A 22,929-nucleotide genomic window follows, 5' to 3' on the forward strand; every position below is an offset into this window, starting at 1 on the left:
AGTACATCCACTACTACAACCATGACCGCATCAAGCTAAAGCTCAATGGCATGAGCCCTGTGAAATACAGGACTCATGCTGCTGAGGCTGCTAGCTGAAACTGTCCAACTTTTCGGGGGCAGTCCACAAGCCTCCCACATTGGGATTGCATCGATATACTAGGCCTCGGTTTGCTTAGGGATCTCGACCATGCAATGGATGTTCATGCTGATTGGCCTGGTGCTTGGCTGGGCACTGGATGAATCGTTCAGTGACGCAGGCTTCGGTGCGCTACTGGGTTTGGGGATTGGCCAAGCCATTCGTCTGTCGAACCTGGGCAGCGCCTTGAAGGCTCTGGAGCAACGCCTCGCGGTGCTGGAAAAGCCGCCTCAAGTCGAACCGCCCATTGCTGAACCCGTGGCTGCGCCCGAGCTGGTCTGGGAACTGCCCGCCGAACTGCAACCGACCTATCCCCCCGAACCCAGTCAGCCACTACCGGACGACCTGTGGAAACCTGCCGCTGCTGCGCGCGTCGCTGAACCCGAAATTCCCCGCGGCCCCAACCTGATCGAACGTGCCATTTTGGGGGCGCGCAACTGGCTGCTGGGCGGCAATACCGTGCTGCGCGTGGGCGTGGTGCTGCTGTTTCTTGGCCTGGCCTTTTTGCTGCGTTATGCCACTGAAGGCGTCGATGTGCCCATCGAACTGCGTTACGCCGGGGTTGCTGCCTGCGCCCTGGGCTTGCTGGGCCTGGGCTGGTGGCTGCGCCTGCGCAACGGCAATTACGCGCTGACCCTGCAAGGCACCGGCATCGCCGTGTTGTACCTGACGGTATTCGCCGCCATGCGTCTGCACCCTTTGCTCGACCCCGGCGCGGCACTCGGCCTGCTGGTGGCGGTGACGCTGTTTTCGGCGATCCTCGCGATTACCCAGGACGCCATCGGCCTGGCCTGCGCCGCCGCCCTGGGCGGTTTCGCCGCGCCGATCCTGGCGTCCACCGGCGAGGGCAGCCATGTGGCGCTGTTCAGTTACTTCACTTTGCTCAACGTTGGCATCCTCGCCATTGCCTGGTTCAAGGCCTGGCGCTTGCTCAATGTGATTGGCTTTGCCGGCACCTTCGGCATTGGCTTTGCCTGGGGGATTCGCTCCTACACGCCGGAGTTGCTATGGAGTACCGAGCCGTTCCTGATTGTGTTTTTCCTGATGTACCTGGCCATCGGCCTGCTGTTTGCGCGGCGCAAACTCCTGGAAATGAGCGATGCCCCGGCCGATGACAGCCGTGGCGCACTGCTGCGCTGGTCGGCGGCCAAGGGCGATTATGTCGATGGTGGCCTGTTGTTCGGCCCGCCGATTGTGGCGTTCGGCTTGCAGTTCACCCTGGTGCAACACCTGGCGTTCGCGCCGGCATTCAGCGCGTTGGCGTTGGGCATCATCTATATGCTCCTGGCGCGTGTGCTCAGTGGCGGGCGTACGGTGTTGCTCGCAGAAACCTGCCTGGCCCTGGGCGTGATCTTTGCCAGCCTGGCGATCCCGCTGGGCCTGGATGCGCGCTGGACGGCTGCGGCCTGGGCGGTGGAAGGCGCTGGGATCTTCTGGCTGGGCCTGCGCCAGCAGCGCTTGCTGGCGCGCGGGTTTGGCCTGTTGCTGCAACTGGGGTCGGCACTGGCGTTTCTCAGTGAGTTGGAGGCGGGCGAACACACACTGCTTGAGGGGGCACCGTTGGGCGCGTTGCTGCTTGGCGTGGCATTGCTGTTCAGCTTCTGGCAACTGCGCAAGGCGGGCGATGGGCAGGTGTCTGGCTGGGAGCGCTACGGCTTGCCGGTGTTGGCCGGCTTGGGGCTGGGCGGCTTGTACTTGCTGGCGCCGTTGCTGTTGTCGATTAACGGTACGGCAATCAGTTGGGCGCTGGCGGGCGCGGTGACGCTGTTTGTCGGCCTGCACATCGCTTCGCGCACCTTCCTGTTCGCGGGGCTTGCTGTGCAAGTGCTGGGCGGCGCATTGCTGTTGTGGTGGGCGCCATGGATCGATGAAGAGTGGCCGGCGTTCCGGCACCTCGCATTCTGGGCGCCGATGCTCGTGGGCCTGGCGGCATTTGTGGGCGCCTGGCGTTTGCAGGGTACGGGTCAATCGTCGGTGTTTGACGGGCTCAAGTTGCCGCGCATCTCGGACGGGCTGCTGGCCTGGGGCGTGATCTGGTGGGCGTCGGCGTTGAGCAACGAAGTGCTGCGCTTCACGCCACCGGAGCTGCAAGCCACGTTCCTGTTGGCGGCCGCGGCGGCCAGTGTGGCGCTCTGGACCCTGTTGGCCGTGCGCCTGCGCTGGGCATCGCTGGGCGCCCTGAGCCTGTTGCTGATGCCGGCGGCGGCGATGGTGCTGCTGGTCTCGGCGCATCGTTATTATCACCCGGCGGCCGAATTTGGCTGGCTGGCCTGGATCAGCGTGTTCGCCGTGCATTTCATCGCGCTGCGCCGGTTGAGCAACGTGGCGCCGGTCAAAGCCCTGAGCATCGCCCATGTGCTGGGCTGCTGGATGCTGATCGGCATGCTCGCCCTGGAGTTGCGCTATGGCTTGCTGGTGCTGTCGGTGCAATACAACGCCTGGCGTTGGCTGGGCTGGGCGATTTTCCCAAGCCTGTACCTGATCGCCATCGCTGCGCCGCGTCAGTGGCCGTGGCCGATATCTGCCTATTCGCGTGAATACCGCCTGCTGGCGGCGCTGCCGTTGGCCGCGCTGATGCTGGTGTGGTTCTGGTTGGCCAATATCTTCAGCGACGGTACCGCCAAGCCGTTGCCCTATGTGCCGTTGCTCAACCCCTTGGACCTTGGCCTGCTGTTCGCGCTGTTGGGCGTGTACTTGTGGGCGCGCAGCGCGGCGCCGCAACTGGGCGGGCGCACCCCATGGATTGCGCAGGGCGTGGCCGGGGTTTCGCTGTTTGCCTTCTTCACCGCGTTGGTGATGCGTGCGGCGCACCATTGGGGTGGCGTGCCGTTTCATCTGGATGCGTTGCTGGAGTCAATGCTGGTCCAGGCCGGTCTGTCGATTGTCTGGACCCTGATTGCCCTGGGCCTGATGATCGGCGGTCACCTGCGCAATCGTCGGGAGGTGTGGCTGATTGGCGCGGCGCTGATTGGCGTGGTGGTCGCCAAGCTGTTCCTCGTCGAGCTGAGCAACCGTGGCGGCCTGGAGCGGATCGTGTCGTTTATCGGCGTGGGCGGACTGTTGCTGGTGGTGGGGTATTTCGCCCCGCTGCCGCCCAAGCGTGAACCCCAAGGAGCAACCTCTTGATCGGCAAACTGAGCATCACACTGCTGGGCCTGTGTACCGCGTTCACGGCAGGTGCCCGGGAAGCCCCCGCTGATTTCAGCAGCCAGGCACCACTGGCGATCAGCGGCGAAGGCCCCTGGTACACACTGGAGCTGCCGTTGGCGGTGCAATTGAGCGCCCGCCAGGCCGATCACAGTGATGTGCGGGTGTTCAACGCGGCCGGTGAACCCCAGGCGTATGCGTTGGTGCGCCAGTCGGCTGAAAACGCAGACAGCCTGGCCCGCCTGAAGGGGTTCCCGTTGTACGCCGTCGACAACACTGGCGAGACCGTACCGGGCGTGCGCGTGCAGTCCAGCGCCACCGGAACCTTGGTCCAGGTGCAACCGATGGGTGAGTTGCCGACCAGCGTGCAGGTGCGTCGTGGTTGGTTGCTGGATGCCAGTGCAATCAAGGCGCCGCTGCAAAAGCTGATCCTCGACTGGAGCAGTGAGCATGACGGTTTCCAGCGTTTCAGCATCGAAGCCAGCGACGATTTGCAGCACTGGCGATCCTGGGGCGAAGGGCAGGTGGCGCGCCTGGCATTTGCCGACGAACGGGTTGAGCAGCGTGAAGTGGTTTTACCCGGACAGTCCACCCGCTACTTGCGGTTGTTATGGAAAGGCCAGGCCGCGCCGGAGCTGACGTCGATCCAGGTGCAGAGCACTCACAGCCAGCCATTGCCGCTGGTGTGGTCGCAGCCACTGGCCGGTAGCGTCATCCAGCCTGGGCAATACAGCTGGCAGTTGCCCACCGCGCTGAACATCGAGCGGGTCCGCATCGAGTTGCGCCAACCCAACAGCCTGGCTCCAGTTGGCCTGCTGGGGCGCCAGGACAGCCAGCAGGTGTGGCAACCGTTGAGTCGTGGCTTGCTCTACCGCTTGACGCAGGGCGGGCAAGAAGTCACCCAGGATCAATTGCAGTTGCCCGGTTACCCGGTCCAGCAACTCAAGCTGGATGTCGATGAGCGCGGCGGTGGCTTGGGGGCCCAGGCACCGGCGTTGAGCTTTGCCGTGCGGGCCACGCAATTGGTGTTTCTGGCACGGGGCGAACCGCCGTTTACCCTGGCGGTGGGCAATCCGTCGGCCAAGGCGGCGAACCTGTCGTTGACGACGCTGATTCCTGACTACAGCCCCCAGCGTCTGGCTGGTTTGGGCCAGGCCAGGCTCGATGGCGAGTGGCGGCTCAATCCACCTGTCGCACCCAAGGCCGCAGGCATCAACTGGCAGGCAGTCGGCCTGTGGGCCGTGCTGTTGCTGGGCGTGGCGGCACTCGGGGCGATGGCCTACAGTCTGTTGCGCAAGCCTGTGCCCAAGCCCTGAGCCGGGGGTTGCATGAACTCTGTCAGGGTTATCTCGTCTGATAGGAGGAAATGCGCCCCGACTCGCGCTAAACTGCGCGGGTTTTTAGCCCCCCATTCTCCGGAGCCGTCCATGTCCCGCGTTACCCTGAGTCGCTATTTGATTGAGCAGACCCGCAGCAACAACACCCCTGCCGATCTGCGCTTTTTGATCGAAGTGGTGGCGCGTGCTTGCAAGGAAATCAGCCACGCCGTGTCCAAGGGCGCGCTGGGCGGCGTCCTGGGCAGCATGGGCACTGAAAACGTGCAAGGCGAAGTGCAGAAGAAACTCGACGTGATTTCCAACGAAATCCTGCTCGAAGCCAACGAATGGGGCGGTCACCTGGCCGGCATGGCGTCCGAAGAAATGGACAATGCCTACCAGATCCCGGGCAAATACCCCAAGGGTGCCTACCTGCTGGTATTCGACCCGCTGGACGGTTCGTCGAACATCGACATCAACGCGCCAGTCGGCACCATCTTCTCGGTACTGCGTTGCCCGAACGAATACCTGAGCCAGAACGAAGCCCTGAACGAAAAGGCCTTCCTGCAGCCAGGCACCGAGCAGGTTGCTGCCGGTTATGCGATCTACGGCCCACAGACCATGCTGGTGCTGACCCTGGGTGATGGCGTCAAGGGCTTCACCCTGGACCGTGAAATGGGCAGCTTCGTGCTGACCCACGAAGACATCTCGATTCCTGCCTCTACCCAGGAATTCGCGATCAACATGTCCAACCAGCGCCACTGGGAAGAGCCGGTCAAGCGCTACGTCAACGAGTTGATGGAAGGCGAAGAAGGCCCGTTGAAGAAGAACTTCAACATGCGCTGGGTGGCCGCGATGGTCGCTGACGTACACCGCATCCTGACCCGTGGTGGCTTGTTCATGTACCCACGCGACAGCCGCGAGCCGTCCAAGCCGGGCAAACTGCGCTTGATGTACGAAGCCAACCCGATGTCGTTCCTGGTCGAACAAGCCGGCGGTGCTTCCACCGACGGCCACCAGCGCATCCTCGACATCCAGCCTGAAGGCCTGCACCAGCGTGTAGCGGTGTTCCTGGGCTCCAAGGAAGAAGTGGCGCGTGTGACCGGTTACCACAAGAAGGCGTAACGCCTTCTGTAGGAGCGAGCTTGCTCGCGAAAGTATTCCAGGCAGCATTGCTGCCTTGGCTGTACTTTTTTCGCGAGCAAGCTCGCTCCTACAGTGAACCTTGCGCGTCAGATCAAGCCCCGAAACGTTTCAGCGTTGCGGGGCTTTTTATTGGATAAGGTTTTTGAGTAGCAGTGCCTGCAGGTTTCTACGTGTGTCGGCAATGATGTGGATGTAGAGGGTCTTGTCTCGGACTTCGTAGATGATCCGGTTCATTGCGCAGATAACTTGTCGGTACTGGGTCAGGTTCAGCTTTTCGATTTCTTCCGGCATCGAGCCTGCATACGGTTGGGTTTCCAGGCGGCGTAAAGCCTGTTTGAGCAACTCGTAAGTCTGTTGCCAGGTTGATGTAGAGAACTGTCGCGTGAGGTAGGACTTGAGTTCTTTCAGATCGTTTTTTGCAGATTGAAGAATAACAACTCGATAAGTCATTGAGCTTCGTCCTGATCCAGTTCAGCGAACACGTCCTCCATATCCTGAAACTGGCCCAGCTCAATTTGTCGGTTGCCTAGTGCCAAAAGCTTCAACAGCGCCATCGTTTCCGCTTGCTCTTCAAAGCTCTTCACATCCATTACGACTAATTTTGCCTCACCATTTTGGGTGATGACCAGCGGTTCGCGGCTTTCTGTGAGGTTCTTGACGATCTCTGCGGTATGGCTTTTCAGGTAACTGATCGGTTTTATCTGGGATGAGAATTTCATTACAAGACCCCTACTTGAAATTAGGACTGATTTTAGTCTTAATTTAGTTGTTTCTGGTCTGTTCAATCAGTCTGATCGACGAAAGGCGGCGATCTACTCGTTTAAAAATTTTCGAAAAAGGCCATTTTGTAGAAAAAAGAAATACCACCCCCTTCCGGGAACCAGACCCCCCTTTTCCCTTCTAAGCTTCTGGCAGATCCCCACTGCTGTGTGTCCCTCCAGGAGCTCTACCATGTCGTTACGCCGTATCGCCCTCTTGTGTTTTTGCGTCCTGCTGGCCGCTTGCAGCAAGGTCACCCAGGAAAACTACCAGAAGCTTTCGGCTGGCATGGCCAAGGCCGAGGTGGAGTCATTGCTGGGCAAGCCCACTGATTGTTCCGGCGCGCTGGGCATGTCCAGCTGCACCTGGGGCGACAAAACCAGCTTTATCAGCGTGCAGTACGCCGGTGACAAAGTTCTGATGTTTTCCGGGCAAGGCCTGAAGTAAACCGGGGCGAAAGCCTGCGGGAGAAGAAGAATGATGCGTTTTGTTTTGTACCTTTGCGCCAGCCTGTTTTTGGCAGGCTGCGCCAGCCATTCTGGCGATGATCTGCAACCCAAGACAGTCGGCAGTGTCAACCTCAAGCGTTACCAGGGCACCTGGTACGAGTTGGCCCGCCTGCCCATGTACTTCCAGCGTAACTGCGCGCAGTCCGAGGCGCGTTACTCCCTGCTGCCCGATGGCGACATGTCAGTGTTCAACCGCTGCCTGACCACCGAGTGGAAGTGGGAAGAAGCCAAGGGCACGGCCACACCGCAAGTACCGGGCAAGACTGACAAGCTGTGGGTCGAATTCAACAACTGGTTCACCGCATTGCTGCCGGGTGTGGCCAAGGGTGATTACTGGGTGTTGTACGTCAGCGATGACTACAAGACTGCCATCGTCGGCAGCCCGAGCCGACGCTACATGTGGCTGCTGTCGCGAACGCCGACTGTCAGCGCCGACACCCGCGAAGACCTGCTGAGCAGGGCACGCCAGCAGGGCTACGACACCACGCGTTTGATCTGGCGTACGTCGGATAAGCAGATGGCGAAGACCTCGCAGTAACCTGGCCACGGGTCGATTAAAAAAGGCGGGCTTGCCATACAAGCCCGCCTTTTTTTGCACTCAGGTTTTTGCCCTGGCAGGGTGCAGGCACTCAATCGATTGATCGACGGTGGTCTTGGCCATTTCCAGTAGATGCCACACCGCCAACACCTTCGCCCGCTCGGGGCTCTCCAGCGACTCTGTGCAATCGAGTGCCGTCGCGCAGGCACTGTCCAGCAGGCTGGCGGTATAGAGCAACGCATCTTCGAAGCTCAAGTCTGCGTGGGTGCTGTGAACTTCCCGGGTCGGCAGGTAATGGTCGATGGCGCGGTTGAACGCGGCGCGGTCTTTGGCGGGATCACGAGGTGGGTCGGGGACAAGTTTATGCATGGCGAAGCTCCTTGTGAGAATCGGAGCCGGTCCGTCGCGACTAAACGAAGGGTGGCGGCTGTACGCAGGTTAGTCGACCGGCCACAAGGAAATCCGGCGCACCCGAGGGTGCCCTGCGCACAGCCACCATAAAACTTCATGGGACCATGCACCTTGTGATGTACCGGGCGACTAAACCCGATCACTGATGAGCAGTGACGGAGCGCAGGCTAGCCATCGATTCCAACAGACACAAGGCGGCAGGGATTGTCTCGGAAACGTCCTGCAATTTAAAGGGACACGCCTTGCTGGCCCTTTACAAACCATGACCAAATTGTAGGAGCGAGCTTGTCTCCGGGCGGCGTTCCGACGAAAAACTTACAGGCGCCGCATTCATTCAGTAAGCACGCGTTATCGTTGACGTTTTTCGCGAGCAAGCTCGCTCCTACAGAGGGCTCCGGCGTCGATGATGGATTTTGATGGCTGTGCTGATGAGGATTCGCTTCTGGCCAGCGCGCGAGGCTGAGTTAAATACCCGCCTTTTCCTCTGAACGGCCCCACCCCATGGACAACTCCGATATTGCGATCACCCTGGTCCTGATCTCCGCCTTTATGCACGCCACCTGGAATGCGGTGGTTCGGGCCGGTAGCAGCCGTTTCATGACCCTGGCCCTGGTCGATGGCACCGCATTGCTGATCTGCCTCGCGGCGCTGCCGCTGGTCGATGTGCCGAGCCTGCAGGTCTGGGGTTATGTCCTGCTTTCGGTGGTGCTCAATACGGTCTATCGACTGTTTCTGATCAAGGCCTATGAAACGGGCGACTTCGGCCAGGTCTACCCGGTGATGCGCGGCGTGCCGCCGGTATTGGTCGCGCTGTTTTCCTACTTTCTGCTGCACGAACACCTGTCGTTCCAGGCGATGGCGGGGGTGCTGTTGATCTGCCTGGGGATTATCAGCCTGACGTTTGTGCGCAGGATGACGGCGCACAGGCTCAGGCCGATCCTGATGGCGGTGGGCGCGGGGGTGTTTATTGCGTCCTACACAGTAGTGGATGCCAAGGGTGTAAGGGCCAGTCAGACGGTACTGCAATACATCATCTACCTGACGGTGTTCCAGAGCATTCCGATTCCGCTGCTGGCGTTTTTGAAAGCGCGTACGAGTTTCGTCCAGGCAATTCGCAGCCATTGGCGGGTAGGCATGCTGGGCGGTATTTTTTACCTCGCGTCCTACGGCCTGGTGTTGTTCGCGCTGTCGCTGGATGCGGTCGCCAAGGTGTCAGCGCTGCGGGAAACCAGTGTTATTATCGGCGCCATTATTGCCGCGCTGTTCTTCCATGAACGGTTCGGCTGGCGGCGGATGCTTTCGGCGCTTGTCATTGTTTGCGGGATCATCCTGATCAAAGTGAGCACCTGATGGCCCAGCGCCCACCCCCGACACCCATGCTTCAAGCGTTTGTCAGTGCCGCACAGACCGGCAGTTTCGCTCGTGCAGCTGCTGGCCTTAACCTCACCGCCAGCGCCATCAGTCACCAAATTTCCGGACTGGAGGAGTGGTGGGGCGTGCAGTTGTTTGAGCGCCACTCGCGGGGCGTCAAGCTGACCGACGCCGGGCAGGCCTTGTTGCCGGTGACGGCTGGTTTTTTCAACGAGTTGGATGCCGTGCTGCATTCGCTCAACCTGAGCACACCCCAGCCGCTCTATTTTTCGTGCACCTCGTCCCTCTGTTCGACATGGTTGACTCCCAGGCTGCATGGCTCTCATGCAGAGGCTTCGTTCAATCTGGATCTGGTGTTGACCAGTACCGATAACCTGGGTGCCCATCAATACGACGTCGCGGTGGTGATGGGGTACGGCGACTATCCGGAGCATCATGTCGAACTGCTGATGCGTGATGGCGTGTTCCCGGTCTGCTCGCCGGAGTTTGTGCGGGCCAATGGCGATATTGCGCTGGAGGATATCGCGCGGCACTCGTTGATTCATCGGGTCGACGATCAAGTGTGTCCAGGCTGGGACGGCTGGTTTGCATTCCAGGGGATGGCGCCTGTGCCGTCTCACCATGGCCCGCGGTTTGCGGATTCCAGTCAGGCCATCAGTCTGGCGGTCAAAGGCGGCGGGATTGCTCTGGGCAGGACGGCGCTGGTGTATGACGCGCTGAAAGAGGGGAGCCTGCTGGCTTTGAACTGTCCGGTGATGATGTCACCGGCGGCGTACTACATCATTTGTCGAAACGGGCGACAGTCTGAGCCGGATATCGCCCGGCTATTTGCTTGGCTCAAGGCGACTGCCGATGAGTTTGTGGGAGAAGTCCGCGAGCAGTGTCCGCAAATCTGTAGCTGAAGAGGTCCATGTAGGAGCTGGCTTGCCAGCGATAGCGGTGGGTCAGCCAATGAATTTATTGACTGGCAATCCGTCATCGCTGGCAAGCCAGCTCCTACAGTGGGATGTACTGTTAGGACAGTAGGTCTCTAAGAACCTGCGTGAAGGCCCGGCTGCTCTCTTCCTCGCCAGCATGCCGCCCATCGCGCACCACCCACTGGCCATTGACCAGCACATCACGCACTTGGCGATCACCCCCGGCGAACAGCCAGCGGTTGAGAATCCCGTCTTCACTGGCCGTCGCCAGGTACGGATCATTGCCGTCCAGCACCAGCCAGTCCGCACGCTTGCCCACTTCCAGTCGGCCAATCGGCTGGCCCAAGGCCTGGGCGCCACCGTCCAGAGCTGCGTCGAACAACGTACGCCCGACCATCGGTTGATCGCTGCGATACAGCCGGTTACGCCGCTGGTCGCGCAGGCGCTGGCCGTATTCCAGCCAGCGCAGTTCTTCGACCACGCTCAACGACACATGGCTGTCAGAGCCAATCCCCATGCGCCCACCCTGGGCCAGGAAGTCCACCGCCGGGAAAATCCCGTCGCCCAGGTTGGCTTCAGTGGTCAGGCACAGCCCGGCAATCGCTCGGCTCTGGGCCATCAGCGTCACTTCTTCGGGGTTGGCGTGGGTGGCGTGCACCAGGCACCAACGCTGGTCGACGTCGACATTGTCATACAGCCATTGCAGCGGGCGCTTGCCGCTCCAGGCCAGGCAGTCGTCGACTTCCTTTTGCTGTTCGGCGATGTGGATATGTACCGGGCAGGCCTTGTCGCTGGCGGCCAGAACTGCGCTGATCTGTTGCGGCGTTACCGCGCGCAATGAGTGGAAACACAGGCCCAGTTGCTGCGCCGGTTGTGCGGCCACTATCGGTTGCAAACGCGCTTGCAGGTCCAGGTAGTTTTCGGTGCTGTTGATAAACCGGCGCTGGCCGTCGTTCGGTGCCTGGCCGCCAAAGCCTGCGTGGCTGTACAGCACCGGCAACAACGTCAGGCCGATGCCGCTGCTGGCTGCCGCCAGGCTGATCTGGCGTGACAGTTCGGTGGGGTCGGCGTACGGCTGGCCGCTGACATCGTGGTGCACATAGTGGAACTCGGCGACTGAGGTGTAGCCGGCCTTGAGCATCTCGATATACAGCTGGCGGGCGATGACCTGCAATTGCTCGGGGCTGATCTGGCCGACCATGCGGTACATCAGGTCGCGCCAGGTCCAGAAGCTGTCATTGGGGTTGCCGGCGACTTCCGCCAGCCCCGCCATGGCCCGCTGGAATGCGTGAGAGTGCAGGTTCGGCATGCCCGGCAGCAACGGGCCCCTGAGCCGCTCGGCACCGTCTGCGCTGGCATTGGCCGTCACGTTGGTCAGCAGGCCATCGGCACTGACTTCAAGACGTACATCGTTGGCCCATCCATTAGGCAGCAGCGCGCGTTCGGCAAAGAAAGCGGACATGATCAAGGCACCCCGGTCGTGTGTTTATTTGTATATACATATACAGACGTTTGCCTGCTCGGTAAACTCCGGCAATCTATGCATCTTTTCCCCCTGCAAGGATTCCCCGTGCCGACTCCGCCCGCCAAGTCTCCACTGGCTGCCCACATGGACGAAAGTCCGGCGCCCTTGTATGCCCGCGTCAAACAGATGATCAGCCAGCAGATTCTCAACGGCAACTGGCCGCCGCACTATCGCGTGCCGTCGGAAAGCGAACTGGTCAGCCAGTTGGGCTTCAGCCGCATGACCATCAACCGCGCCCTGCGGGAGCTGACCGCCGAAGGCCTGCTGGTGCGCATGCAGGGCGTCGGCACCTTCGTCGCCGAGCCCAAGAGTCAGTCGGCGCTGTTCGAGGTGCATAACATCGCGGACGAGATTGCCTCCCGTGGCCATCGTCACACCTGCAAGGTGATCACCCTGGGCGAAGAAGCCGCCGGGTCCGAGCGGGCCGTGGCCCTGGAAATGCGCGAAGGCGGGCGGGTGTTCCACTCGCTGATCGTGCACTACGAAAATGATATCCCAGTGCAAATCGAAGACCGCTTCGTCAACGCCCTGGTCGCACCGCAGTACCTGCAACAGGATTTCACCCAGCAAACCCCTTACGCCTATCTCAACCAAGTGGCGCCATTGACCGAGGGCGAGCATGTGGTGGAAGCCATCCTGGCTGACCCGCAGGAGTGCCAGCTGTTGCAGATCGAGGCCGGCGAGCCGTGCCTGCTGATTCGCAGGCGCACCTGGTCCGGTCGCCAGCCGGTGACGGCGGCGCGGTTGATCCACCCTGGCTCGCGTCATAGCCTCGAAGGGCGTTTCAGCAAATGACTACGGTAAAGGTCTGGCGCGCCGCTGATTACGTGCGCATGCCGTGGAAAAACGGCGGCGGCAGTACCGAAGAAATCACCCGGGACGCAGGCCACGGCCTGGACGGTTTTGGTTGGCGCCTGTCGATTGCCGATATCGCCGAGTCGGGTGGTTTTTCCACGTTTGCCGGCTATCAGCGGGTGATCACTGTGATCCAGGGCGCCGGTATGGTGTTGACCGTGGATGGCGAGGAGCAGCGTGGGTTGTTACCGCTGCAGCCCTTTGCCTTCAGTGGCGAAAGCCAGGTCGCGTGCCGCTTGATCACCGGGCCGATCCGCGACTTCAACCTGATCTATGCGCCCCAGCGTTACCACGCACGTTTGCAGTGGGTGGATGGGGTGCAGCAGTTTTTCAGTACTGCGCACACCGTGCTGGTGTTCAGCGTTGCTGATGAGGTGAAGGCGCTTGGCGAAGTGCTGGGCCATCATGATTGCTTGCAGGTGGACGGTAACACCGGCCTGTTGGACATTGCGGTAACTGGCCGCTGCTGCCTGATCGAACTGACCGCACACGATTAAAAATGTGGGAGCGAGCAAGCCCGCTCCCACATTTGGATCTTCATAGGCTACAAAATCTGTTTCCAGTCCCGCACCAAGTTGTTACCGAATGCCCCAGCATGGCGCAATGCCCTGCTTCAGTAGCAATCCTGCGGCACTTCAAAACCCCTTTGTAAGAAATTTTATCAAGCCGAAAAGCCTTGTTTTCCGGGGCTTTCACTCATCTCCAGAAAAATCTCCACCTCGTCCAATCCAAGTTGGCCGCTTGATTGCATATGCTTGTATGTACAAGTAAATATGTGTGCGTAAGAGTCACAGGCAATCCTCTTCGCACCCATCATGTTCGCGCATTGATCGCAGAGGAATTTTTCGTGAGTAAGCCCACCAAGTACCGTGACGTCGAAATCCGCGCTGCCCGCGGTAACAAGCTCACTGCCAAAAGCTGGCTGACTGAAGCGCCGCTGCGCATGCTGATGAACAACCTCGACCCACAAGTGGCCGAAAACCCCAAGGAGCTGGTGGTGTATGGCGGTATCGGGCGTGCGGCGCGTAACTGGGAGTGCTACGACCAGATCGTCGAAAGCCTGACCCACCTCAATGACGACGAAACCCTGTTGGTGCAATCGGGCAAGCCGGTCGGCGTGTTCAAGACCCACAGCAATGCCCCGCGTGTGCTGATCGCCAACTCCAACCTGGTACCGCACTGGGCCAGTTGGGAACATTTCAACGAGCTGGATGCCAAGGGCCTGGCCATGTACGGCCAGATGACCGCCGGCAGTTGGATCTACATCGGCAGCCAGGGCATCGTCCAGGGCACTTACGAGACCTTCGTCGAAGCCGGTCGCCAGCATTACAACAGCGACCTGACTGGCCGTTGGGTCCTCACCGCCGGCCTGGGCGGCATGGGTGGCGCACAACCGTTGGCCGCGACCCTGGCCGGTGCCTGCTCGCTGAACATTGAATGCCAGCAGGTCAGTATCGATTTTCGCTTGAGCAGCCGCTATGTCGACGAACAAGCCAGCGACCTCGACGACGCCCTGGCGCGCATCGCCAAGTACACCAAGGAAGGCAAGGCCATCTCCATTGCCCTGCTTGGCAACGCTGCTGAAATCCTGCCTGAACTGGTCAAGCGCGGCGTACGCCCGGACATGGTCACCGACCAGACTAGCGCCCACGACCCGCTCAACGGTTACCTGCCGGCTGGCTGGACCTGGGACCAATACCGCGCGCGCGCCAAGACCGAACCGGCGGCGGTGATCAAGGCGGCCAAGCAGTCGATGGCCGTACACGTCCAGGCCATGCTGGACTTCCAGAAAATGGGGGTTCCGACCTTCGACTACGGCAACAACATCCGTCAGATGGCGCAAGAAGAAGGTGTAGAAAATGCCTTCGACTTCCCGGGTTTTGTACCGGCCTACATCCGCCCGCTGTTCTGCCGTGGCATCGGCCCGTTCCGTTGGGCGGCACTGTCGGGCGACCCGCAGGACATCTACAAGACCGACGCCAAGGTCAAGGAACTGATCCCCGACGACGCCCACCTGCACAACTGGCTGGACATGGCCCGCGAACGCATCAGCTTCCAGGGCCTGCCGGCGCGTATCTGCTGGGTTGGCCTGGGCCAGCGCGCCAAGCTGGGTTTGGCATTCAACGAGATGGTGCGCAGCGGTGAGTTGTCGGCACCGGTGGTGATCGGTCGTGACCATCTGGACTCCGGCTCGGTTTCCAGCCCGAACCGCGAAACCGAATCCATGCAGGACGGTTCCGACGCCGTGTCTGACTGGCCGTTGCTCAATGCCTTGCTCAACACCGCCAGCGGCGCGACCTGGGTCTCGCTGCACCACGGTGGCGGCGTAGGCATGGGCTTCTCCCAGCATTCGGGGATGGTGATTGTCTGCGACGGTACCGATGAAGCCGCCGAGCGGATTGCGCGGGTGCTGCATAACGACCCGGCTACCGGGGTGATGCGTCATGCAGACGCCGGCTACCAGATCGCCATCGACTGCGCCAAGGAGCAGGGCCTGAACCTGCCGATGATCAAATAACGGCTGGCTCGGCTCCTGTGGGAGCCGGGCTTGCCCGCGATGGCATCACTGCGGTCTGCCTGACAGACCGCGTCGCGCGTATCGCAGGCAAGCCAGCTCCCACATTTGACCTGCTGTGTACACAAGACCTGCTTCATCCGCACCACCGAAAAACAATCCATCAGAGGTTGAACACCTATGGCTGCAAACGACGCGCGTGCAAGCTCCACCCCGTTGATCGAAAGGCGTTCGATCGACTACATCCCGGAAGCGGAAAGACACGGTCGTCTATTGAGCCAGTTCACCCTGTGGATGGGCGCCAACCTGCAAATCACCGCGATTGTCACCGGGGCCCTGGCCGTGGTGTTGGGCGGTGATGTGTTTTGGTCGTTGATCGGTCTGTTGATCGGTCAACTGCTGGGCGGCGGCGTGATGGCGTTGCATGCGGCGCAAGGGCCAAGGCTCGGCCTGCCACAGATGATCTCCAGCCGGGTGCAGTTCGGTGTGTATGGCGCGGCCATTCCGATTGTGCTGGTGTGCTTGATGTACCTCGGTTTCACCGCAACCGGGACGGTGCTTTCCGGCCAGGCGCTGGGCCAGTTGTTTGGGGTCAGCGACAGTGTCGGCATCCTTATCTTCGCCAGTGTCATTGTGCTGGTCACGGTGCTCGGTTACCGGGTGATCCATTTCATCGGGCGTGTTGCCAGCGTCATTGGCGTGATTGCCTTTGTCTACCTGTTCAGCCGCCTGATGAGCCAGACCGACATTGGCGCACTCCTGCAAATCCGTCACTTCAGTTGGAGCAGTTTTTTGCTCGCAGTGTCGCTCGCGGCCTCCTGGCAAATCGCCTTCGGCCCCTACGTGGCTGACTATTCGCGCTACCTGCCGAGCAATACGTCCTCGGTGAAAACCTTTCTGGCCGCAGGCGCAGGTTCGGTCATTGGCGCACAGGTGGCGATGATCCTTGGGGTGTTCGCCGCCGCCATGTCCAACGGGCAATTTGCCGGTAACGAAGTGGCCTACATCGTGGGGCTGGGTGGCACGGGGGCCACGGCGGCGCTGCTGTACTTCAGCATCGCGTTCGGCAAGGTCACCATCTCCACGCTCAATTCCTACGGCAGCTTCATGTGCATTGCGACCATTGTCAGCGGCTTTCGGGGGCGCATGGAGGTGACGCGCTTGCAGCGCCTGGCTTTCGTGCTGCTCATCGTCGGTGCTGCGACCCTGATCGCGTTGCTCGGCCAGCACTCGTTCCTCAGTGCGTTCAAGTCCTTCATCTTGTTCTTGCTGGCGTTCTTTACGCCCTGGAGCGCGATCAACCTGGTGGACTACTACTGCATCACCCGCGATCGCTATGACGTGCCGGCATTGGCCGACCCGAACGGTCGCTACGGCCGGTGGAACCTGCTCGGTATCAGCGTCTATGTGTTCGGCGTGCTGGTGCAATTGCCGTTCATCGCCACCAAGTTCTACACCGGCCCCCTGGTGGCCGCCCTGGGAGGTGTGGATATTTCCTGGATCATCGGCCTGGTACTGCCAGCAGCCCTGTATTACGTATGTGCAAAAAAATGGCACGGCGCAATCCCTGAACGACTGATCCTGCCGGTAGAGCAGGGCGCTGCATCAACAACAACCGGGCAGCTTGCACAAGCCTGATGGGACGTGGACGAGGCAGGATGCCTTTTGACTGCCGTAATCCATTTCATGATTGGGAGCGTCACACAATGAAAATGCATAAGACCTTGCTGACCCCATTGCTCGCCGCAGGCTTGCTCACCGCTGCTGGCGCCTCTCAGGCAGCCGGTTGGTGCGAGTCGGGCAAACCGGTGAAATTCGCCGGCCTGAATTGGGAAAGCGGCATGTTGCTGACCGATGTCCTGCAAGTGGTCCTGGAAAAAGGCTACGACTGCAAAACCGATAGCCTGCCGGGCAACTCCATCACCATGGAAAACGCCCTGGGCAGCAACGATATTCAGATCTTCGCCGAGGAGTGGGTTGGCCGCAGCGAAGTGTGGAAGAAGGCCGAGAAGGCCGGCAAAGTCGTGGGTGTCGGCGCGCCCGTGGTCGGTGCTGTTGAAGGCTGGTACGTGCCACGCTACGTGATCGAAGGCGACGCCAAGCGCAAGCTCGAAGCCAAGGCACCGGACCTGAAAAACATTGCCGACCTGGCCAAGTACTCTGCGGTATTCAAGGATCAGGAAGAGCCGTCCAAGGGCCGCTTCTACAACTGCCCGGCCGGCTGGACTTGTGAGCTGGACAACAGCGAAATGCTCAAGAGCTATGGCCTGGAAAGTTCCTATACCAACTTCCGCCCAGGCACCGGCCCGGCACTGGATGCGGCGGTGCTGTCGAGCTACAAACGTGGCGAGCCGATCCTGTTTTACTACTGGACGCCAACGCCGCTGATGGGCCAGGTGGACCTGGTCAAACTCGACGAAAAACCTGGCGTGGATAAAAGCGTGACCATCAAGGTCGGCCTGTCCAAGACCTTCCACGAGCAAGCCCCGGAACTGGTGGCGGTGCTGGAAAAGGTCAACCTGCCGATCGACCTGCTCAACCAGAACCTGGCGCGCATGAGCAAAGAGCGCATTGATTCGTCGAAGCTGGCGAAGATTTTCCTCAAGGAACACCCGGAAGTCTGGCACGCCTGGGTCAGTGAAGACGCAGCCAAGAAAATCGACGCGGCCTTGTAGGCACAGTGCTCCCGGCTACCCTGAAAAGGCAGCCGGGCACCCGGCCACACTCCATAGGATCGAGAGCACGTTATGTTTCCTGAGAGTTTTACGTTTTCCATCGCCGACTGGGTCAACGGTTGGGTCGATGCATTAGTGACCAATTACGGCGATGTGTTCCGGCAAATTTCCGACACCTTGCTGTGGGCCATCGTCAACCTGGAAGGCCTGCTGCGCATGGCGCCCTGGTGGCTGATGCTGGCGATTGTCGGCGGCGTTGCCTGGCACGCCACCCGCAAGGTAGTGACCACGGCGGTAATCGTCGGCCTGCTGTTCCTGGTCGGCGCGGTCGGCCTGTGGGACAAACTGATGCAGACCCTGGCGCTGATGCTGGTCGCGACCGTGATCTCGGTATTGATCGGCATCCCGCTGGGCATCCTTTCGGCACGCAGCAATCGCCTGCGCGCGGTGCTGATGCCGTTGCTGGACATCATGCAAACCATGCCCAGCTTCGTGTACCTGATCCCGGTACTGATGCTGTTTGGCCTGGGCAAAGTGCCAGCGATTTTCGCCACGGTGATCTACGCCGCACCGCCGCTGATTCGCCTGACCGACCTGGGCATTCGCCAGGTGGACCGTGAAGTGATGGAAGCCATCAATGCCTTCGGTGCCAACCGCTGGCAGCAACTGTTTGGTGTGCAACTGCCGCTGGCCCTGCCGAGCATCATGGCCGGGATCAACCAGACCACCATGATGGCCCTGTCGATGGTGGTGATCGCCTCGATGATCGGCGCCCGTGGCCTGGGCGAAGACGTACTGGTCGGTATCCAGACCCTTAACGTTGGGCGCGGCCTTGAAGCCGGCCTGGCGATTGTGATTCTCGCTGTGGTCATCGACCGCATTACCCAGGCCTATGGCCGTCCACGGCATGAGGCGAGCAAATGACCACTGTCAGCAAGATCGAAGTGAAAAACGTATTCAAGATTTTCGGTGCGCGGGACAAAGAGGCGCTGGCGCTGATTGGCCAGGGCAAGACCAAGGACCAGGTGCTGGCCCAGACCGGTTGCGTGGTGGGCGTCAATGACTTGTCCCTGAGCATCGGTACCGGCGAGATTTTTGTGATCATGGGCCTGTCGGGCTCCGGCAAGTCCACGCTGGTGCGCCACTTCAACCGCCTGATCGACCCCACCAGCGGCGCGATCCTGGTAGACGGCGAAGACATCTTGCAACTGGACATGGACGCCTTGCGCCAGTTCCGCCGGCACAAGATCAGCATGGTGTTCCAGAGCTTCGGCCTGCTGCCGCACAAGAGTGTGCTGGACAACGTGGCCTATGGCCTGAAAGTGCGTGGCGAAACCAAGCAGGTGTGCACCGAGCGCGCGTTGCACTGGATCGAAACCGTGGGCCTGAAGGGCTACGAAAACAAATACCCGCACCAGCTGTCGGGCGGCATGCGCCAGCGCGTGGGGCTGGCCCGGGCCCTGGCGGCCGACACGGACATCATCCTGATGGACGAGGCGTTCAGCGCCCTCGACCCATTGATCCGCGCCGAGATGCAGGACCAGTTGCTGGAACTGCAAAAGACCCTGCACAAGACCATCGTGTTTATCACCCACGATCTGGACGAGGCTGTGCGCATCGGCAACCGCATTGCGATCCTCAAGGACGGCAAGCTGATCCAGGTCGGCACGCCGCGGGAGATCCTGCATTCGCCGGCGGACGAGTATGTGGACCGCTTTGTTCAGCGGCGGGCGGCGGTGGTCTGAGCCGGGTTTTGTGGTGAGTTGGCTGGCCTCTTCGCGAGCAAGCCCGCTCCCACATTTGGAATGCGTTTCCCCTGTGGGAGCGGGCTTGCTCGCGAAGAGGCGGCAAGGCTGAAAAGAATTGAAGAAGGTATGAAGATGTCCCAGGCTAAAAAAATCATCATCGCCGACACCCCGCTGCACTGGCAGGACGTGGTCGCCGTCGCTCGTTTTGGCGCCGAACTGGGGCTGTCGGGCCAGGCCTGGGCGCGCATCGACAACGCCCAGGCCATCGTGCAGCGCATCGTCGCCAGCGGCGAGCGCGCCTATGGCGTCAACACCGGCCTGGGCGCCTTGTGCAACGTGTCGCTCGAGGGCGAGCAACTGAGCCAGTTGTCGCGTAACACCTTACTCAGCCACGCCTGTGGTGTCGGCGCGCCGCTGAGTAATGAGCAGACCCGCGCAATCATCTGTGCGGCGATCATCAACTACAGCCAGGGCAAGTCCGGCCTGCATCCGCAGGTGGTGCATTCGCTGCTGGCGCTGCTCAACCACGGCATCACCCCGCAGGTGCCGTCCCAAGGGTCGGTGGGCTACCTGACCCATATGGCGCATATCGGCATTGCCTTGCTGGGCGTGGGCAATGTCAGCTATCGGGGTCAGATCGTTACGGCCCAGGCGGCGTTGGCCGCCGAAGGCCTACAGCCAGTTGTACTCGGCGCCAAGGACGGCCTGTGCCTGGTCAATGGCACGCCGTGCATGAGCGGCCTGAGCTGCCTGGCCCTGGCCGATGCCCACCATTTGCTGCAATGGGCCGATGTGATCGGGGCCATGAGCTTTGAAGCACAGCGCGGGCAGATCGACGCATTCGACGAGCAAATCATTGCCCTCAAGCCGCACCCCGGTATGCAGCAAGTGGGGATCAATTTGCGCGCGCTGCTCGACGGCAGTGAAGTGATCGCCGCGAGCAAGGGCATTCGCACCCAGGACGCGTTGAGCATCCGCTCGATCCCTCAAGTCCACGGTGCTGCCCGCGATCAACTGGAGCACGCCACCCGGCAGATCGAGACCGAGCTCAACGGTGCCACCGACAACCCTTTGCTGCTGGGCACGCCGGACAGCTACCGCGTGGTCTCCCAGGCCAACCCGCATGGCCAGTCCGTGGCGCTGGCGGCGGACATGCTGGCCATCGCCATGGCCGAAATCGGTTCCATCGCCGAGCGCCGCCTGGATCGCCTGATCAACCCCCATGTCAGCGGCCTGCCGGCCTTCCTGGTGAGCAACCCTGGCGTCAACTCGGGGATGATGATCGTGCAGTACGTTGCCGCTTCCCTGTGTGGGCAAAATCGCCAACTGGCGCAGCCGGCGGTGCTCGATAACTTCGTCACCTCGGGCCTGCAGGAAGACCACCTGAGCATGGGCACCAATGCCGCGCTCAAGCTGCATGCGGTGCTGGACAACGTCACCCAGATCCTCGCCATCGAATACCTGCTGGCGGCCCAGGCCTTTGAGTTTCTCAAGGAACAAGGCTTCGGCGCCGGCACCCACACCGCCTGGCGCCTGCTGCGCGAGCAGGTCCCGGCCTATGAGCAAGACCGCTGGCTGGCGCCGGATATCGCGACCACCGCCAAGCTGCTCAAGAACACGGATTTGCTGAACCACGCTTTACCGAGTGTGCACTGAACCCTATTTCAAAAAGGAGCATGAATGTGACTGCGCTAAATCTGATTCCAGGCCAACTGAGCCTTGCCCACCTGCGAGCCATCTACCAGCAGCCGGTGACCCTCAGCCTGGATGACAGCGCCACGGCGCAGATCGAAGCCAGTGTGGCCTGTGTGGAGCAGATTCTCGCCGAGAACCGCACCGCCTACGGCATCAACACCGGTTTTGGCCTGCTGGCCTCGACCCGTATCGCCAGTGAAGACCTGGAAAACCTCCAGCGTTCGCTGGTGCTGTCCCACGCCGCCGGTGTAGGCGAGCCGATCAGCGACGCGCTGGTGCGTCTGGTGATGGTGCTCAAGGTCAACAGCCTGAGCCGTGGTTTTTCCGGGATTCGCCGTCAGGTGATCGATGCGCTGATCGCGCTGATCAACGCCGAGGTCTACCCACATATCCCGCTCAAGGGTTCGGTGGGTGCTTCCGGTGACCTGGCGCCTCTGGCCCATATGTCCCTGGTGCTGCTGGGCGAAGGCAAGGCCCGCTACAAGGGTCAATGGCTGGAGGCGACCGAGGCGCTGAAAATTGCCGGCCTGACGCCACTGACCCTGGCCGCCAAGGAAGGTCTGGCGCTGCTCAACGGCACCCAGGTGTCCACTGCCTATGCCCTGCGCGGTTTGTTTGAAGGCGAAGACCTGTTCGCCGCAGCCATCGCTTGTGGCGGCCTGACCGTGGAAGCGGTGCTGGGCTCGCGCTCGCCGTTTGATGCACGTATTCACGCGGCCCGTGGCCAGCGTGGGCAGATCGACTCCGCCGCCGCTTATCGCGACCTGTTGGGTGACAGCAGCCAGGTGTCCCAGTCCCACCAGAACTGCGACAAGGTGCAAGACCCGTACTCCCTGCGCTGCCAGCCACAAGTCATGGGCGCCTGCCTGACCCAGTTCCGCCAGGCGGCCGAAGTGCTGGTGGTCGAAGCCAATGCGGTCTCGGATAACCCGCTGGTGTTTGCGACCGAAGGTGATGTGATTTCCGGCGGTAACTTCCACGCCGAACCGGTGGCGATGGCCGCTGACAACATGGCCCTGGCCATTGCCGAGATCGGTTCCCTGAGCGAGCGCCGCATCTCGTTGATGATGGACAAGCACATGTCGCAACTGCCGCCATTCTTGGTGGGCAATGGCGGGGTGAACTCTGGCTTTATGATCGCCCAGGTGACGGCTGCGGCCCTGGCCAGCGAGAACAAGGCGTTGTCCCATCCCCATAGCGTCGACAGCCTGCCCACTTCGGCGAACCAGGAAGATCACGTGTCCATGGCTCCGGCTGCTGGCAAGCGTTTGTGGGAAATGGCCGAGAACACCCGTGGCATCCTCGCCGTGGAATGGCTGGCCGCGTGCCAGGGCCTGGATTTGCGCGATGGCTTGAAAACCTCGCCGAAGCTGGAAAAAGCCCGCGGCATCCTGCGCGCCAAAGTCGGGTTCTATGACAAGGACCGCTTCTTCGCCCCGGATATCAATGCCGCCAGTGAACTGCTGGCCAGCCGCTGCCTCAACGAGCTGGTACCCGCCAAGCTGCTGCCAAGTTTCTAACCACAAGGCCCCCTGTAGGCGCGAGCTTGCTCGCGAAAATCGTTAACGACGACACGGGAAACCTGACACCCCGTGGCGTTCTCAGGTTTTTCGCGAGCAAGCTCGCTCCTACAAAGGGGAGCGTTTTTCCCTGCATAACAATAA

The 22,929-nt window shown here is 61.0% G+C and carries 21 protein-coding genes and 1 pseudogene; 18 read left to right on the forward strand and 4 right to left on the reverse strand.

Annotated elements, in window-relative coordinates:
* The 4 genes from FJD34_RS18040 to FJD34_RS18055 form a co-directional block, all read left to right on the forward strand.
* Positions 1–98 (forward strand): IS3 family transposase (locus FJD34_RS18040; RefSeq protein ID WP_146552245.1); only part of this gene is annotated, 98 nt, incomplete at its 5' end.
* A 91-nt stretch (positions 99–189) separates the two neighbouring features.
* On the forward strand, positions 190–3,264 hold the full coding sequence (locus FJD34_RS18045) for a DUF2339 domain-containing protein (RefSeq protein ID WP_090292774.1): 3,075 nt from the start codon (positions 190–192) through the stop codon (positions 3,262–3,264).
* Positions 3,264–4,601: a DUF3999 domain-containing protein gene (locus tag FJD34_RS18050; protein WP_090293251.1), complete on the forward strand. Its 1,338-nt coding sequence runs from the start codon at positions 3,264–3,266 to the stop codon at positions 4,599–4,601. The genes FJD34_RS18045 and FJD34_RS18050 overlap by 1 nt, the downstream gene beginning before the upstream one ends.
* Before the next feature lie 111 nt (positions 4,602–4,712).
* Positions 4,713–5,726, forward strand: a complete 1,014-nt coding sequence (locus tag FJD34_RS18055) for a class 1 fructose-bisphosphatase (protein WP_032862268.1) — start codon at positions 4,713–4,715, stop codon at positions 5,724–5,726.
* Positions 5,727–5,873: 147 nt separating this feature from the next.
* Here FJD34_RS18055 and FJD34_RS18060 read toward each other — a convergent pair whose 3' ends face one another.
* Positions 5,874–6,197 (reverse strand): type II toxin-antitoxin system RelE/ParE family toxin, encoded by a 324-nt coding sequence (locus FJD34_RS18060; protein WP_032862267.1) that lies wholly within the window; start codon positions 6,195–6,197, stop codon positions 5,874–5,876.
* Complete coding sequence (locus FJD34_RS18065) at positions 6,194–6,466, reverse strand: type II toxin-antitoxin system Phd/YefM family antitoxin (RefSeq protein WP_032862266.1); 273 nt, start codon at positions 6,464–6,466, stop codon at positions 6,194–6,196. Before FJD34_RS18065 ends, FJD34_RS18060 begins: the two co-directional genes overlap by 4 nt.
* Before the next feature lie 232 nt (positions 6,467–6,698).
* On the opposite strand from FJD34_RS18065, the gene FJD34_RS18070 reads away from it, so the two are divergent.
* Entirely contained in the window at positions 6,699–6,953 is a 255-nt protein-coding gene (locus tag FJD34_RS18070; RefSeq protein ID WP_032862265.1) for a lipoprotein, read from the forward strand.
* Positions 6,954–6,983: 30 nt separating this feature from the next.
* Positions 6,984–7,553, forward strand: a complete 570-nt coding sequence (locus tag FJD34_RS18075) for a lipocalin family protein (RefSeq protein ID WP_032862264.1) — start codon at positions 6,984–6,986, stop codon at positions 7,551–7,553.
* A 60-nt stretch (positions 7,554–7,613) separates the two neighbouring features.
* On the opposite strand, the gene FJD34_RS18080 is transcribed toward FJD34_RS18075, so the two are convergent.
* Positions 7,614–7,922, reverse strand: a complete 309-nt coding sequence (locus FJD34_RS18080; protein WP_065944522.1) for a DUF6124 family protein — start codon at positions 7,920–7,922, stop codon at positions 7,614–7,616.
* A 543-nt stretch (positions 7,923–8,465) separates the two neighbouring features.
* Between FJD34_RS18080 and FJD34_RS18085 the strand changes: the two genes are divergently transcribed.
* A complete protein-coding gene (locus FJD34_RS18085; RefSeq protein ID WP_032862262.1) occupies positions 8,466–9,314 on the forward strand; it encodes an EamA family transporter in 849 nt (282 codons plus the stop codon).
* Complete coding sequence (locus FJD34_RS18090) at positions 9,314–10,237, forward strand: LysR substrate-binding domain-containing protein (RefSeq protein WP_032862261.1); 924 nt, start codon at positions 9,314–9,316, stop codon at positions 10,235–10,237. The genes FJD34_RS18085 and FJD34_RS18090 overlap by 1 nt, the downstream gene beginning before the upstream one ends.
* Positions 10,238–10,349: 112 nt before the next feature.
* Here the strand turns inward: FJD34_RS18090 and FJD34_RS18095 are convergent, their stop codons facing one another.
* Positions 10,350–11,714, reverse strand: coding sequence for a formimidoylglutamate deiminase (locus tag FJD34_RS18095; RefSeq protein WP_032862260.1), 1,365 nt, complete (start codon positions 11,712–11,714; stop codon positions 10,350–10,352).
* 78 nt (positions 11,715–11,792) lie between these two features.
* Between FJD34_RS18095 and hutC the strand changes: the two genes are divergently transcribed.
* The 10 genes and pseudogenes from hutC to FJD34_RS28420 form a co-directional block, all read left to right on the forward strand.
* Positions 11,793–12,572, forward strand: coding sequence for a histidine utilization repressor (gene hutC / locus FJD34_RS18100; protein ID WP_174553297.1), 780 nt, complete (start codon positions 11,793–11,795; stop codon positions 12,570–12,572).
* Positions 12,569–13,129 carry a HutD/Ves family protein gene (locus FJD34_RS18105; RefSeq protein ID WP_065944523.1) on the forward strand — a complete coding sequence of 187 codons (561 nt, stop codon included), beginning with the start codon at positions 12,569–12,571 and terminating at the stop codon, positions 13,127–13,129. Before hutC ends, FJD34_RS18105 begins: the two co-directional genes overlap by 4 nt.
* Positions 13,130–13,479: 350 nt before the next feature.
* Positions 13,480–15,150, forward strand: a complete 1,671-nt coding sequence (gene hutU / locus FJD34_RS18110) for a urocanate hydratase (protein WP_032862257.1) — start codon at positions 13,480–13,482, stop codon at positions 15,148–15,150.
* Between the two features lie 177 nt (positions 15,151–15,327).
* Positions 15,328–16,785 (forward strand): purine-cytosine permease family protein, encoded by a 1,458-nt coding sequence (locus FJD34_RS18115; RefSeq protein WP_065944524.1) that lies wholly within the window; start codon positions 15,328–15,330, stop codon positions 16,783–16,785.
* A 68-nt stretch (positions 16,786–16,853) separates the two neighbouring features.
* The gene (locus FJD34_RS18120; protein WP_032862255.1) at positions 16,854–17,822 is read left to right on the forward strand and encodes an ABC transporter substrate-binding protein; all 969 of its coding nucleotides are present in this window, start codon (positions 16,854–16,856) and stop codon (positions 17,820–17,822) included.
* Positions 17,823–17,894: 72 nt separating this feature from the next.
* Entirely contained in the window at positions 17,895–18,746 is an 852-nt protein-coding gene (locus tag FJD34_RS18125) for an ABC transporter permease (RefSeq protein WP_032862254.1), read from the forward strand.
* The gene (locus tag FJD34_RS18130; RefSeq protein WP_050593423.1) at positions 18,743–19,567 is read left to right on the forward strand and encodes a quaternary amine ABC transporter ATP-binding protein; all 825 of its coding nucleotides are present in this window, start codon (positions 18,743–18,745) and stop codon (positions 19,565–19,567) included. Before FJD34_RS18125 ends, FJD34_RS18130 begins: the two co-directional genes overlap by 4 nt.
* A gap of 135 nt (positions 19,568–19,702) precedes the next feature.
* Positions 19,703–21,226 (forward strand): HAL/PAL/TAL family ammonia-lyase, encoded by a 1,524-nt coding sequence (locus FJD34_RS18135; RefSeq protein WP_090293252.1) that lies wholly within the window; start codon positions 19,703–19,705, stop codon positions 21,224–21,226.
* Positions 21,227–21,246: 20 nt separating this feature from the next.
* Positions 21,247–22,785 carry a histidine ammonia-lyase gene (gene hutH, locus FJD34_RS18140; protein WP_090292776.1) on the forward strand — a complete coding sequence of 513 codons (1,539 nt, stop codon included), beginning with the start codon at positions 21,247–21,249 and terminating at the stop codon, positions 22,783–22,785.
* Positions 22,786–22,811: 26 nt separating this feature from the next.
* Positions 22,812–22,898: pseudogene (locus FJD34_RS28420) on the forward strand (outer membrane lipoprotein carrier protein LolA); the annotation flags it as partial.
* Between the last annotated feature and the right edge of the window lie 31 nt (positions 22,899–22,929).

This window comes from Pseudomonas brenneri, from assembly GCF_007858285.1.
Taxonomy (GTDB): Bacteria; Pseudomonadota; Gammaproteobacteria; order Pseudomonadales; family Pseudomonadaceae; genus Aquipseudomonas; species Aquipseudomonas brenneri.

Coding starts and splice junctions, on each gene's coding strand:
- FJD34_RS18085 (WP_032862262.1), top strand. CDS start 8,466: ATGGACAACTCCGATATTGCGATCACCCTGGTCCTGATCTCCGCCTTT.
- FJD34_RS18095 (WP_032862260.1), bottom strand. CDS start 11,714: ATGTCCGCTTTCTTTGCCGAACGCGCGCTGCTGCCTAATGGATGGGCC.
- FJD34_RS18125 (WP_032862254.1), top strand. CDS start 17,895: ATGTTTCCTGAGAGTTTTACGTTTTCCATCGCCGACTGGGTCAACGGT.
- FJD34_RS18045 (WP_090292774.1), top strand. CDS start 190: ATGCAATGGATGTTCATGCTGATTGGCCTGGTGCTTGGCTGGGCACTG.
- FJD34_RS18115 (WP_065944524.1), top strand. CDS start 15,328: ATGGCTGCAAACGACGCGCGTGCAAGCTCCACCCCGTTGATCGAAAGG.
- hutH (WP_090292776.1), top strand. CDS start 21,247: ATGAATGTGACTGCGCTAAATCTGATTCCAGGCCAACTGAGCCTTGCC.
- hutC (WP_174553297.1), top strand. CDS start 11,793: ATGCATCTTTTCCCCCTGCAAGGATTCCCCGTGCCGACTCCGCCCGCC.
- FJD34_RS18060 (WP_032862267.1), bottom strand. CDS start 6,197: ATGACTTATCGAGTTGTTATTCTTCAATCTGCAAAAAACGATCTGAAA.
- FJD34_RS18065 (WP_032862266.1), bottom strand. CDS start 6,466: ATGAAATTCTCATCCCAGATAAAACCGATCAGTTACCTGAAAAGCCAT.
- FJD34_RS18090 (WP_032862261.1), top strand. CDS start 9,314: ATGGCCCAGCGCCCACCCCCGACACCCATGCTTCAAGCGTTTGTCAGT.
- FJD34_RS18120 (WP_032862255.1), top strand. CDS start 16,854: ATGAAAATGCATAAGACCTTGCTGACCCCATTGCTCGCCGCAGGCTTG.
- FJD34_RS18055 (WP_032862268.1), top strand. CDS start 4,713: ATGTCCCGCGTTACCCTGAGTCGCTATTTGATTGAGCAGACCCGCAGC.
- FJD34_RS18130 (WP_050593423.1), top strand. CDS start 18,743: ATGACCACTGTCAGCAAGATCGAAGTGAAAAACGTATTCAAGATTTTC.
- FJD34_RS18075 (WP_032862264.1), top strand. CDS start 6,984: ATGATGCGTTTTGTTTTGTACCTTTGCGCCAGCCTGTTTTTGGCAGGC.
- FJD34_RS18080 (WP_065944522.1), bottom strand. CDS start 7,922: ATGCATAAACTTGTCCCCGACCCACCTCGTGATCCCGCCAAAGACCGC.
- FJD34_RS18070 (WP_032862265.1), top strand. CDS start 6,699: ATGTCGTTACGCCGTATCGCCCTCTTGTGTTTTTGCGTCCTGCTGGCC.
- FJD34_RS18105 (WP_065944523.1), top strand. CDS start 12,569: ATGACTACGGTAAAGGTCTGGCGCGCCGCTGATTACGTGCGCATGCCG.
- FJD34_RS18135 (WP_090293252.1), top strand. CDS start 19,703: ATGTCCCAGGCTAAAAAAATCATCATCGCCGACACCCCGCTGCACTGG.